Annotated in this window: 2 protein-coding genes; both read right to left on the minus strand. The window is 46.8% G+C overall.

The genetic code is table 11. The features are described 5' to 3' along the window. Positions 1-3,516, minus strand: coding sequence for a hypothetical protein (locus VCHENC03_RS20360; protein WP_032802141.1), 3,516 nt, complete (start codon positions 3,514-3,516; stop codon positions 1-3). 68 nt (positions 3,517-3,584) lie between these two features. Next, entirely contained in the window at positions 3,585-14,906 is an 11,322-nt protein-coding gene (locus VCHENC03_RS20355) for a hypothetical protein (RefSeq protein ID WP_443083367.1), read from the minus strand. Positions 14,907-15,038 lie beyond the last annotated feature (132 nt).

Genomic DNA, 15,038 nt, shown 5'->3' on the forward strand with positions numbered 1-15,038 from the left:
TTATAACTTACCAACTAGGTTAATGAACACGCCTGATGCGTCGTAATCGTCATCATTCGCTAGGTTGCCATCAAAGCCTGAGAAGTTATAACCCACACCGACTTTGAAGTTGTCGCTCAAATGTTTGTTAACCGAAACCAATGCGCCCTGCTCTAGTTCGTCGTAGGTGCTGTCCGTCTTCCAGTGGTACTCACCGGTCACGTCCCAATCTTTCATAACACGATAAGAGGCACTCAAACCGTAGAGAGAAATTTTACTGTCGACTGGAATGTCTTCTCCTGACTGACGAGTGAAGATTTCATGCTTGTCCTTATAAGCGTATTTCGCGCCTAAATCCCAGTTCGCATCCAACGAGTAAATACCTTCGATTTCGATGATGTGGCTTTCTTCATCTTTGTAATCCACATCGCGGTTAAGTTGGTCGAAGTCCACCAAGTAGGTGTAGCGAGAGAGTACGTTCAAACGGTCGTTGTAGATTGGGCGATATGCTAAACCTGCGGTCGACTCAATAAAACGAGCCAACACTTTATCGCTCGATTTGCTCTCTGAGCGTGAGTAGTTGAACTTACCAAATAAGGTGTACTCTTCCGTTAGATGATGCGTGTAACGGTTAGTCGTCACCCATTGGTCGATGCGTTTTTTATCTGGGTCTGCGGAATCATCGGTCTTGTCGACACGGTATTCGACTTTGTTCTTGAACAATACGTCATCCACATCAATCGACGTGCTCACACTCACGGCTTGGCGTTCGGTGGTGATCTTCTGGTCGTCTTCAATTTCGCCTTTTTGATAGCCGATGCCCATGTCGATGTCGTCGTTCATGTCGTAGCCAAAACCAAACGAGTCAATACGACCTTTACCGTTGTTCTCATCAACAAATTGGTTTTCTTGGTAGAAATCGACAGTAGAAGTCAGGTCTGCACGTTGGCCGACAATCACGTTGTTTTTGCCTTCGTAAGTGTCGTCTACGTAGGTTAAGTACGTGCTGTAATCTTCGGTTACGTCATACGTCACGCTTGCTTCTGCCGCATCGCCGCGATCACCCGTGGTGTATTCCGCGCCAACCACAAAGTCTTCTAGAATGCGGGTTTCACCACCTAGCGTGACGCTGTCGTTCTCGTCGTATTCGTCGGTTTGGCCTACGGTTTTCTGGCCTTTGATGTACACGTTGTTGTCGCTGTCCCAAATGTAATCAGCACGCAGGCCCGCTAAGGTCCCTTTGCCTTTTTCGTCTTGGTTGTTTAGCTCTTCAACTTGTTTACCCGCAGCCGAGATCTTGATGTGTTTGGTAACTTTAACTTGGGTTTCCAATTCCGCTTGCTGGGTATCGGTTCGCAAATCACCATCGGATTCGCGCTCTTCAACCGAGGTAAAGCGTGTCTTCACGGCAACTCGGTCAGTGGCTTGGAAACGAATTTCGGTACCGTAAGACTCTTGCTCTAAGTCATCATCTTGGCTGGCAAAACTGTAGCCAGCGTCTTTGGATTTGTACCAAGCTTTGACGTCGTTACCCACCGCAGAGAATACGTTTGGAGCTAAGTCGTAAAGGTTCATCACGCCTTTCACTTGGTAGATATCGCCTTCACGATCTTCCGCGTTGCTACCAATCGGAGTAAAGGTTAAGCCGCCATCGAAAGAAACGTAGTTGGAATCGGTTTGACGACCTTTACTGTGTCCGAATTCGGCTTTCAAATACGTACCTTCTGATGCACGCAAAGTTAAGTCCGTACCGTACGCCTCGTAGTCTTGGTTGTCTTTTTCTTCAGTTTGGTAGTTTGCACCCACACCGATGTAGTCGTTCACCCAACCTTTCACACGACCACCAGCGGTCATTGCGTCAAGCGCGTCACTGCCTTGAGGAACGTATTCGTAGTCCACCGAAAGGTAGTTTTTGTATCCTGAACTCGGTTGGTCGTTTATCACATCACCAAAGTTATCTGAAATGATGTTGTTCAGCGGTCTGGTCAGAATAATGCGGCCTTGGTACGGGTCGATTTCATAGTCACGCCCCGATTGCAGCGGCATTTCTTGCACTGTGATGCTGCTGTCTGGGTCGACAACTTTCACCATCACTTTGTCACTGCCCGGTACCACTTCACCATGACGCAAGAAGTACAACGAACCACCAGTACCTAGGAATTCATCGTGAGCGAAGAGTGAATCAGATTCAGCCGCAAAGCCAACAATGTTTAGACGATCTTCCCCAAACTTGGTGGTTGATCGGGTACGGTAATCCCCTTTGAAACCGTATAAGCTACGGTTGTAATCGTTGTTGTCGGAGCCAGTAATACCAGTGTTGTAGTTACCCCACAAAACATTGGATTTGTCATACTCAACGTTGAGGTAAACCTTACCTTTGGTGTTCACCACTTTGTAGATGTTGGAGCTGTCACCATAGTTGCCGTAATACATCTCATCGTCGTCTTCGAGAATGTCGAATACGCTGGAAGAATCAGAGGCAAACGGGTTCTTAAACATGTCTCGAACGTCACTCTCTTTAGTATCAAAGTGAGTGGTAACTCTGAGTTTGTCGCCAAACTTACCCTGACCAAAGTACGCCAAGCGCCCTTGGTTATAGATGTCATCTTGGTATTGCTCGTCGACGGCTAATGCGGCGGAGTTGCCCGTCACTTTATTCTTACCGATGTAGAAATCCGCAAGACCCGCTTGTACCCAATACTCATCAGGAATACGCACGTACAGTTGGTAACGACGCTCTTCACCACTGTCGAATACCACACGAGTTGGGAACAGGTACGCATCTGCTGGCAAGTATTGTTCTGCGTATAGCTCGCCCTCTTCCACATCAAACTCGTCTTCGCCAATCACGACTTTATCGACGCCTTTTAGCCCCGTACCCATGAATCTTGCCAGACCCGCAGAGGTAGGAATGTTGTGACGCATCAACTGAGCTTTACCAAGCTTGCGGCTTTGCTCTTCTTCACCGTCGTTCTTGTCGATATCGACTTCAGAATCTGGCTCGACAAGGTCAATCACACCAACCGTCGTCACGTCCATATTGCCTTCTTTATCGAAGGCTTTTAAACGGAACAACAACTGCGTGTTGGATTCAAATTGATACTCTTGGTCGGTCGTGCCATCCCAAACAATATTGAAATCGTTCGCAAATTGCTGACCTTCTACCACTGCTAGAGGGTCAACCAAGCCACGGTCACCACCACGGAAGACTTCCAGTTGGTAATGGTCAACGTAGTAGCTGAAGTTGGTTGTGATAGCGAAGCTCATTTCTTGCAACGGCTTGCCATCTTTCACTTCAACATCGCTGCTAATGCTCAGGTCAAGTACCGGATCAAATCGCATGATGTCGCGGCTTACCCAAATCGCACCTTGGTCTAGGTAGATACGTGAGTTATCCGTTTGTTCGTGAGCTTTTACTTCAATACCCAGTGAGTCACTGTCAAGTTTCTCCAATTGGCTGGTGTCTTTCGCGTACGAAAGTATCGGCAACGCAGCCGCGATACACATTGTCAGTTTTGATTGTCTAAATCTAATCATAATAATCCTGCTTAACCGCTTGAGTGGTTGGCTGGGACTGGCCCAGCCTGCGTCTGTACTGCGAACGGTTAATCATCCCCACTGCTTTGAATACTGAAGTTAAATTTCGTCAGTTTGTTTGGTGTGATTCGGCGTACTTTCGGGTTCTCACTGACCACCCTCATGCCTGTCGGTAGCGAGTCTGTGTCGACTTTGACCAAGAACTGCTTACCTTTTTTATTCAACACCCACTGATCTGGAACGTGGTATCGACCATATTGGTCTGTCTCGATGATGATGCCTTCGACCGTTAACAGTCGAACGCCTGGGATACCGTCTTCGTAAAGTCCTTTGTTCTCTACGATGATTTCCCATAAGTACATATCACCATCTCGGTAGAGGTTTCTCACCACGTCGATGTTCTCTGCCGACAGACCTTTTTTCTTATCTCCTTTGTGCTTGGTAATCGCGTTACCTTGCTTATCGAACTCGATGTGCGTACCGTTATCCGTTGTCACCTTGAACGGGAAACCTTGGCGAGTTCGTGTATTAAACTGGAACACCACTTTGTTGCTGTGTTCGAGGGTACGGTTACGAGATAGACCGAACAGCTCATCGACTTCATAACCTTTATCTACACTCGACATCACGACGTCTTGGCCTTTGTGCTTCACCTTCACATCTTTCAGTTGGGTTTCAACACCATCTTGAGTAATGAAGGTCGACCCCGGTACGTAGTCGCCCGCGGCAAGGTCTACATCGATATAAATGTCATCTGCCGTTGCGTCTGCTTGGAAACCGTCACCGTTGTGGTCTTCGAACACCTTGCCGATGATTGAAGCGGTATCGAATACCTTGTCTGGCATGACTTCGACCGTTGCACTGGCAAGGTTCGACTTCACAACGTAGTTGGTCGTGGTGTTTTGTGCCGAGAAGCTTTCTGCCGGTGGCGCTTCAGCCCATGCGGTGTTGGTGTAAACGCCAAAGGTGGCACCAACGCTTACACGCATTAGGTAGCGGATACGAACAGCATCAGCGGTTTTCGAATCGCCCTTGCCGTAAATATTCATGTCGCCCACCTCGAAGAACAGTTGATTGGTCTTCGTTGGCTCTACGGTGATTTGGATGTCATCCGAGGTATCAAATACGCCATCAGGACCACTGTTGACCATCTCAGTCGAATCTGGGATATAAGCAAATCCTCCCGGATAGCGGTCAACCAAACGTACACCAGTGAATGGGTTGTCGTTTTCATTGGTAATCACGACTTCGTATTCGACAACTTCACCGACGCTCGCCTCTGACTTGCTCGCTACCTTGGTCACTTTCAGCATGCCTTCGTTGTAAGCTTGCTTCTTAACCTTGATCGTGACGTTGGCGGACGCGACTTCACCTGTCGATGCTTTCGCGGTAAAGACGTTCGTAAAGTTGTCATCAATGCCTTGGTTGATCTCACCTGTCACTACGATTTCGTATTCATTACCTTGGTACGCCTTCATAGTGTGGTTTGAATCGACGTTGCTATCTGAATCGACAGAAACCACCACACCAGACTTAAGCTCAGTGATGGTCGCTTTCCATGTGGTGAACAATGGATTGCCGTTGTTACCAATAAGCTTGTCGATTTCATCCAACAGGTTGACGCTTTCTGCATCCGCAGAGCCTCGGTTGGTCGCCGTCATTGTGAAGGTAATTTCATCGTCGTCGTTGGTGTATTCCGCTTTATCTGCCACCTTGGTCACCGACAAAATGATCGGCAATGGTTTGATAGTTGCGAAGTCATCTGCCAGAACATCACTTTCTGACTTGTCGTAGGCATACGCGTGGTTGGTGATTTCTCCCATCGCATCTGCGTTGACGACACCTGTGATTTCAATGTCCAACTTATCGTTTGGCGCAATAATCACACGGCTATTCACATCCAGATTGTCGCCCTGAATTTGTGGTAAGACGATGGTACGGTCATCACTGTATGAGCTGGTCATGCTCCAACTGGTAAACGCTGGCGCTTCGGTGTCATGAATCGTATTCACCTTCAACTCTGAGATAAGATCTTTAAGTACTATCTCTTCGGTAAACGAGCCAGATTCATTACTTAACACCACGTGGTAAGTGACGTTTTCACCCGGACGGTAGTATTCATCATCGACGGTCTTCTCTAGCTTGACCGACTCTGGCATCGCCAATAGCATCGCGCTTGCTTCTTGAGTTTCACCGCGGAACAACGCACTTGCCGTGTTCTCAATCTCGCCCGTTGCGTATTGATTTACCAAACCAGTGATGACGAACTCCACCTCATCATTCGCTGCAATGGTCAGCGTTGAATCGATGTCCGTATTTACGCTTGGAATATTGGTAATGTCAGTATCGGAACTGCCCTTGTTCACTTCGATACGCCACGAATCGAACGCTTTGACTGTCGTGCCATCTAAACGAACCACTTCAAGATCACTAATGGCATCTTTCACCTCAACGTCTGTTGCTGGCACCGTACCTTCGTTTTTCACTTTGACGCGGAATGTCGCTTCTTTGCCCGGAATGTAGAACTCAGTGTCAGCGGTTTTCTCAATAGAGATGCCTTGCGATTGAGGCTGAATAGTCGCGCTCGATTGTTGTGTGGTGCCATTCAAATCAGCGGTGGCTGTGTTAGTAATCTCACTCGCCGCCAATGGGTTGGTTTTCGCAGTAATGGTGAACTCAACAATGTCATGGGGCGCGATATCGATCACTGAACGAATGTCTTGGTTATCGATAGGCATTGGTGTGATCGTTGTGCGGCTGTCACTGTTGGTTGTTTCAATCGTCCAGCTTTCAAACGCTCGCTCATTAACCCCGTATATGTTGATCGCTTTGATACCCGACAGGATGTCATCCAATTTAATGTCGTTATCGAAGCCATCGGTACCGTTGTAAACACGAACATGGAACACCGCGTCTTCACCCGGAATGTAAATTGGTGACTCTGCTGTTTTCTCAATCCAAACTTCTTCAGGTAGGGTTTCTAACGTTGCTGTTGCATCGGTAGTCGCACCGCCGAACTCAGCCGTCGCGGTGTTAACGATGTTAGCCACCGCACTGCTGTTGACTGTACCTGTGATGGCAAATTCAACCGTGTCGCCAGGTGCAATATCAAGGTTGGTAGAAATGTCACCGTTTGGTCCTGGTACCGTTTCGATATTGGTACGTGGGTCGCCTTTAGTGGTCACTATCGTCCAGTCATTCAGCGCTGGTTCCATTGCCCCACCCGAGGTTTCCACTTCAAGTGAAGAAATGATGTCCTCGACTTTTACATCGGCCGCAAAACCGGAACCGTTGTTGGTCACTTTGACACGGAATGTAGAGAACTCTCCCGGTTGGTAGTAACGCTCATCGGTGGTTTTCTCTAGAACGATATCGCCCGGACGCGGTTTCAACGTTGCAGTTGCCGTTACGTCTTTACTGTTGTGATTCAACGTTGCGGTGTTAACAATGTCACCCGTCGCTTCCGTATTGACTAAGCCAATAACGTAAAGGGTAATGGTGTCGTTCGGTGCGAGGTCGATGTTGTAATCGATATCCTTATCGACAACGAGTGAGTTAGCATCGACTGTGGTCAGCGAGCTGCCCGTAACATACTGAACCGCCCATTGTAGGAAGGCTTGGTTCGCTGAGCCATCAATGGTGTTAACGGTAAGCGCACCAATTTCATCTTTTAGGTTGATGTCATTCGCGTAGCTGTTGCCTTCATTGACGATTTTCAGGATGTAACCTGCCGCTTGGTTAGGGCTATAAAACTCTACCATTGGCTCTTTGGTGAAGGTTAAATCTGGGATCTTCGCCGTACTGGTCGCTTCTGCAGTTTTAGTCGAACCGTTGTAGGTCACTTCAACTTGGTTGGTGACATCGCCCACCACTTCTGGGTCAAGCTCCCCTTCCGCAGTAATCGTCACCACATCATTTGGACCGATGTCCAAGCTGCCATCTAAAAACTCACCAGTGGACGATGGGAACTTGGTGTCACCCGTCTGTGAAGATGCATTGAAGAAGATGGTGCCAGATTCAAACGCTTTTACTGTCGCGCCAGTAATACTGGTTGAAGTGATGTCGTTGACCAGATCTTTGATCGCCACATCACTCGCCCAGTTGGCTGTGGTGTTTTCGATCTTGATGGTATAGGTCAGCTTGTCACCTGATTCATACTGGCTCTTATCAACGGTTTTATCGACCGTGAGATCAGCTGTTGCCGCCACGTAAGTCGCATCCGCAGTTTGAGAGCCGCTTGAATCGCTCACTTCAACTACGTTGGTGATATCACCAACAAGGTCCGCTTTTACAACACCTTCAACATGAAGTTTCACTGTGTGGTCTGGGTGAATGTTGTAACGAATCTGATAACCATTGTCGCCAGTTACCTCAGAGCCCGCAATTGGTTGAGTCAGCGTTGGATCTGTACCATCAACACTCACTGATTTTGCTGACCAAGAATCAAACGCACGCACAGGTAATGTTGCGCCAGCTTTCTCTGCTCGAATCGTCTTCCAAAGGTCTGAAATCAGCACATCGGTCGCATAACCTGTACCGGTATTTTTCACCTCAATATCGTAACCAATGGTATCGCCCGGATGGTAAATCGCAGGGGTGATTGAGGTGACTTTAGTCACAGCAAGGCTTCCCGGCTCTGGGACGATAACTTTTTCTTTGAGGTTGTAGGTGAAGTACTTGGTTCCTGAATTCAGCTTACCTTGTAGTTGGTTTGTAAACTCACCAACGGCATCATCACGAACATGACCAACGACTTCGATTAGGATTTCACTTTCTGCACCGCCATCAACTTTACCATTCATTTTCACGGTAACATCGATGTCAGTATTGGCTGCGATAGATTGAAGCGGTGTAATGTCACGGAAGCCAGAAGCGTTACCGTCGCTCACCACACTTGCTGTTACTGTCCAATCTTTAAGTGCTGTTTGTTCAGTGCCATCAGCAACTTCAACCTTATACGTCGAGATCAAATCTCGAACGTTAATCTCTTCGTTAAGTAGCGTTTCATTTCGAATACGCATTTCATAACGTATCTCGGAACCCGGTGTGTAAGTTGGTGTGCTGGTCGACTTCTCTGCCGTTAAGCTTGAAGTACCCGGATCCAACACAATCGCATTACTATCAACATCATTCACTTTTGCAATATTTGTGATTGTGCCAGACGCATCCGCCGCTACCGTGCCGTCAATCTCAAACACAACCGTATCACCCGGCATCAAGTCGAATGCTGCATTCAGAGGTACGGTTCCTTGGTAGTTACCCGTAATTGAGAATCGGTCTGGATCGGGCGCACTTACGATTGCCACACTGTAGTCTTGGAATGCAGCCTTACCATCTGATGTATTAATGGTGTTTAGCTCATCAACGATAGTCGCGCCATTGGTAATGCTGTCACCCACGTTGGTCACGCTAACTTGATATTGAACTTGGCCGTTCGGGTTGTAGTGACAATCTGTACCTGTCGTTGATGGGAAAGTACATGTACCGCTGTCTGCGGTTGTACTCAGCACTGACTTCTCGAAGTTCAATACAGGCACAACTGGTGGAATCACATCTGTTGTATCACTTTGGTTGCCTGCTTTACCCGTGTTGCCATCGATATCACCCAGTGCATCTGGGCGAACTTTACCGGTAACCGTAAATTCAATGACTTCTTCTGGGGCAATATCGACTAACAGGTCAAGATCATCAGTTGCATCATAAGATTCGATGTAAGTGTCTTGTGTTCCCGTTGTACCTGTTGAAGTAAAGGCATGGGAAATGTTCGTCTCTGAGAACGCAGATTTCGTCGTCCCACCAATCACCTCAACGCGAACGTTAGAGACGATATCTTGGATAACGGTTTGATCACGCCACACAGGTTCGGTGTTGGTCACCGTGAATTTGTAGATGACCTCATCTTCCGGCTTGTAGGTGTCACCGGATACATAAGATTTGCCATCGATAGAGACAATTTCTTTGCTCACCGACAGGTTACTGCCCTCTGGCGTGACTTTCGCAGAATTGAAATTGCTACCGTTGTATTTCGGAGTAGCAACAATCTGGTCGAGCGCGTCTTGGCGGATTTGAGACTCCATGACAAAGTCAATCCAACCACCCGGCGCAATTGAAAGTACAGGAATATCGATGTCTGCATTTGCGCCGCCAATATAGCCATCAATTAGCGTCGTCGCTTCACCCGAGGTAGTCGCGGTCACTGTCCAACCATATTGACCAAATGCCTGTAGCGTTTGTGAGTCAGATTCGCCCGCTGCGTTCTGCGCGACACGTACTTTGACGTTTGAGAACAACTCTTTGAGTGATTTGTTGTACTCCAAACCTTTACCATTGTTCTCAATACGCAAGTGGTAAACGATCTTTTCGCCGTCTGTCGTATGGTTGTATGTGGTCTTGTGTGTCGCCAATGATGTATCGGTGTACGCTTTATGCGACTTAGCAATGCTCACCGGCAGCATGTTCACTGGCTCTGACGGTAAATTATGGCTGTTGTCTACCACCGCAACGTTGAGAATTTGGCCAACGGCTTTCTCACTGATCTTCGCTTTAATGGTGTAAGTAACAAAGGTCCCACCTGTCGCGAATCCGTTTGCGGCTAAGTTGAACTTAGTGTCGATATCACTGTTATTGCTGACAGAACCTGCATCACTGATGCCACTCGAGTCGGTACTGGTCACAATGGTCCATGAGTCAAACGCGCGCCCCCTGCCACTACCATCAAAGTAATCAGTCTGGATCTTGCTGATTTCATCCTTGATTGGCATCTCATTGATGTGAACGTTATTTAAGTTCTTCAGTGAGATTTCATACTCGATGTAACCACCCGGCGTGTAACCACCACTTAACTCGGTAGTGCCATCCTGATCGTAAATTTTGGTGACATGTTTAGAGAAGTCGTACTTCTCAGCAGACGCTTTGGTCTCCGCACTCACGGTATCGCCATCGACGGTAAGTAAGTTCAAGATCTCACCGACGGCGTTGTTGTTCACCTTAGCCGTGACAACATACTCAATGGTTGTGCCTTTAGGGATAGATGCATGAGTCTCGATATCTGCGTTATCAGCAATCTTGCCATCCAGATCGAGAATGGCTTCTGAACTGCCACTGACGATCCTTGGAACGACCGTCCAACCCGAGTCAAACGCTTTACCGCTTGTACCATCGACAAGATCGACCATGATATTGGATAGTCGGTCGATAACAGGAATGTTGTACGCGTTGCCCTTACCATCGTTTTCGATCGTTAAGCGGTAAACAAGAGGTTGTCCCGGTTCATAGCTTGATTGATCTACTGTCTTGGAGAATGCTAGATGGTAGCTGTTCGGAATGACCGTGATGCCACCAATGGTAATTGTGCCAGTTGCGTCTTCACGCACCACACCCACGACTTCAAAGGTAACAGAATCTTTTCCTGCGACATCGATCGTTGTGTTAATGTCTTGATTATCCGCAACGGTGCCATCTAACGTGCCATCGGTTGTGCCGTCGCCACCATTTGAATCGTCCTTAGAAACATCGACTGTGAAACCTTTATCAAATGGCGTCGCCAAAGAGCCATCCAACAGTTGAGTCGTTACACCAGTAATGTTTTCGCTTACTGCGTGGTCATTGACATAACCTGTTTGAGAAGAAACCGTTACTTGATAGGTAAGCGTATCGCCCGGAGAGTAGAATTTTGATTCCACGCCATTAACCAATAGCTTTCTGACAACATCACCACCATTGTATGCGCGCTCCATCTCGTGATGAGAAAGGTGTGATTCTTCAGTCACTTTGCCAAAGTCACGGTATACGTAGGCGTCATTCTCAATTTTGTCATTTAAGTTACCCATTGAGTCCTGAGAACCAATGACATTGTCTTTAACACGGGCTTTAATTTTGAACGTACGCAATTCGCCCGCAGCAAGTGTCATCGTGTTGGATGCATCACCTGGTGGGTAGATAAAGTCTTCGGTAGTTTGAGATTGAAAACCGCCACCGTCATCGAAATCAAACTGCCAGTATTCGAATGGAGATTGATCTGGGTAGTTTTCATATTGGTTGTCTTTGTCATTCGCCAAAACAGAACGAATGTCTGTCAGTAAATCAACAACCTTAAGACCATTTTCGACATTCGCGCCATTGTTCAAAACTCGAATTTCATAAGTGACGTCATCGCCAGGAATGAAGCGAACTTTGTCCGCTGTTTTCAGAATAGAAACGTTAAGAGAATCCCCCGATGTGCCACCAATTTCGGCAGAAGAGGATTGGTTTAAGTTCGTCGATGGGTCGTAGATCTCTGCGGTATTAGAGATCTCATCTTCTACGTAGTCATTTTTAACTGTAGCGTTAATGGTATAGACGACATAGCCTTCTGAGCCATTGATCTTAGGGTCAATATCGATGTAGCTATTGATGTTGCCGTTGTTTGGGAAACCTGACTTTTCACCTTCATAACTGCCTGTTTTAAATGGTGAATTATTGGAGTCTGTCGACGCTGTAATTGTCCAATCTGAGAACGCATTTAGGCCGAGGATATCATCCGTAACATGCACTTCGTTGGCATAGCCTGGACCAGTATTGACGATTGTGACTTTAAACGTCACCTTATCTCCGGGCTTAAAATCATCATCTGGCGTCGTTTTGGCAACAATAACTTTCGGGTCATGAGGGTAAACCACCACCGTGTCCGAAGCCGAGTTTTGAATGCTTGAGTCAGGCGTTTTAATTTCTGCCGTGTTATCAAATCGAGAGTAAATGATCTCGTTTTCATTTGAGCGATCGATTTGTGCCACGATGGTGTAAAGCACTTCAACGTTTGGTGGGATCTGAGCCGTCGTGTCTAGATCTGTGTTATCACTGAAGGTACCGACATCTGTATAAGCAGGGTTGCCATCGAGTTGAGGATCATCCGAGATGATCTCAGCACTGATCTTCCACGACTTGAAGACTTGTTTTGATGTCGTGTCTGGTTCCAATATCTTCGCGGTGATGGAAGATAAGGTGTCCTTTACCGCCACATTTGTCGCATAACCGTTTTCTTTGTCGTTCTTCAGGCTGATTTGGTAAGTGACCTCAGTATCTAGCTTAGAATAAGCCGTCTGCTCACCATGAAAACCTGAGTCAGTATTAGTCTTGACGCGTTTGTTTAGCTCAATCGCAAAATCACGAGGATCAGAACCTCGGTCGGCATAGACAGAGCCATCCACCGTGACTTCGTTTGAGATATGACCATTTGCAATTGGGTTAGTGTCGGCAACGATGGTGTATTCGATATAAGAGTGAGGTTGAAGCGTTGCGATAACATTCAAATTGTTAGGGTATTTCACTTCTCCTGTTATACCGGTATTTGATGCAGTCGCTGGTGTTCCATCGTCTTTAAACGCTTCAGCAGTAATCGTCCAATCCGAATAAGCATTGATTTCTTTGCCGTTGATATCGGTTGTTTTCACTGAGTTCAGGTCATCAAGTACCTGAACTTGGTTCGCAAAACCATCACCGTCGTTCGTCACGGTAATGGTGTAAGTAAGAGTCTGGCCTGAGGAGTAAAAACGGCTATCTACATCTTTACTTGCGCGCAAGTTGTCGTCTGGGGTTTGAACACCCGAGCCTTCTTCCGTGACATTATCGTTAGAACAACTTGGATCGTCATCAAGAATGAGGCCAGTGCTGGTATCATTGGTTTTCGCAGTCAGCTTGTACTTGATGGTTTTACCCGGAGCGATGTCCGGCGTTAGTGAGAGTGGACTCGACGTCCAAGTGCCGTAGCTAAAAGTGCCTGGGTCCGAGCCAATCGAGTCCTCACCCGAAATAACCTCAACTTTCCACTGTTCAAAAGCTTGGCCGTCCCCTGCTCCCCCCGCTTGCTCAGTCTTAACACACGTCAGGTTATCTTGGACTAACAGGTTGTTGGCAAAATACTTTGATGAGCCATTTGTAACAGTAATTTCGTACTCAATTTCTCCACCTGGTACATATTCGGATGCAGAAGTGGTTTTAGAAATAGAGATATCAGAATCCGTCACACTCAGCACTTTTTCTGCATCAACCGTATCCGAAATACTGGAGCTTTCAACCAAAGAGCCTGAATCATCCGTTACTGAAGCAGTAAAACCTTGCAAGGTGCCAATCGTAATTGGGGTAAGGGTTGCTTTAATTTGATAGGTGATCGACTCGCCCGGATAGATAGAAACGGTATCGTCAAAATCGACATCCGTTTGTACGCTGCCTTGGTAGTCAGAAACTGAGTTACTGCCAATGCTTGAAACCGTGATATCCCAAGTCGTGAAGGGGTTACCATCCACATCGGTGTTGTTGTAAGAAGGCGATAAATTGTTAGCTAAACCATTGCTACTAACTAGGTCTTTAATATTCTGTTTTACATGATAATTATGAGCAATCGCACCACCGTTGTTGGTCACCTTCAATTCAAAATCAACCTCACTATTAATCAGGTATGGCGATGTAGAGTTGAGTGTATGTGCGAGTTCAATGTCAGGGGCTGCTGGAGGTGTAGATAATGGGTTACTGTCGACCGTACCAGCACGAGTCGTCGAGCTTGCTTGGGTATCAATATCAGATACTAAGTCCGCAGCAACCGTCGCTTTGATGGTGTAAGTAATGTAGCCGCCGACAGAGATCTCCGCATCGGTGACCGATAAATCTCCTGCCGTTGAAAAGGTCCCCGCATCACTCCCAGATGAAGCCACGGCACTAATGGTCACGCTGCTAAATGCATTCCCTGTTGTGCCATCTAACTTTTGTCCTGTTAAAGACGCAAACTCTTGCTCAATATCTAATCCTTTAACCGCATAAGCACCATTATTGGTTGCCGTTAAAGAATAAGTCAGTGTGCCGCCAACATCGTATTCGGTCGGGCTAACGTATTCTTCCAGAAGGTAATCGTATTCAGCCGGAGGGAAAGTAATTGTATCGGGATTAGTAAAAGTCGTCTCTGTGCCGAAAACCGTTCCTTTTACTTCGGTGTTGCCAAGAACAATATCTTCAGCAGCATCATCAGCAACCGTCGCTTCAATTTGATAAGTAATACGCCCTAGCGGTAATAGGTTTGCGCCGGTCACATTCAGGTTGCTATTGCTAGAGGAGTAAGTACCTGCATTCGTACCTAGCGTGTGAGTATCAGTGATCTTGACACTACTGAACGCCCTATTCGAACCAGACATCACATCCCAAATGGCATTCGTTACGGAGACATCACTGATCGTACTGATCGTCGTATTTCGAACTTCAATCGAGTATGTAATGACCTGTCCATTTTCGTAAGGCAGACCGAATGTTGGATTAAAGGATATTTCTATTTCCCCTGCAGCTAATGCTTTGAAAGGAAGCAAAAACATCAGCAAAAACAAGGCTAGATAACGTTGAACAATTGGCACAATACTTTTCCGACTCATATAAAATATTAATTATTCAGATATTTATGACTAAGCTAGCAATAGCGTCAAAAACTAGGCGCCGAGATATTGGCGACAGAAAATTTAACATTGTCACGTTTCTGTCATTTTTTATTCGGCATCCGTTAAAAC

This window comes from Vibrio sp. HENC-03, from assembly GCF_000305755.2.
Taxonomy (GTDB): domain Bacteria; phylum Pseudomonadota; class Gammaproteobacteria; order Enterobacterales; family Vibrionaceae; genus Vibrio; species Vibrio owensii.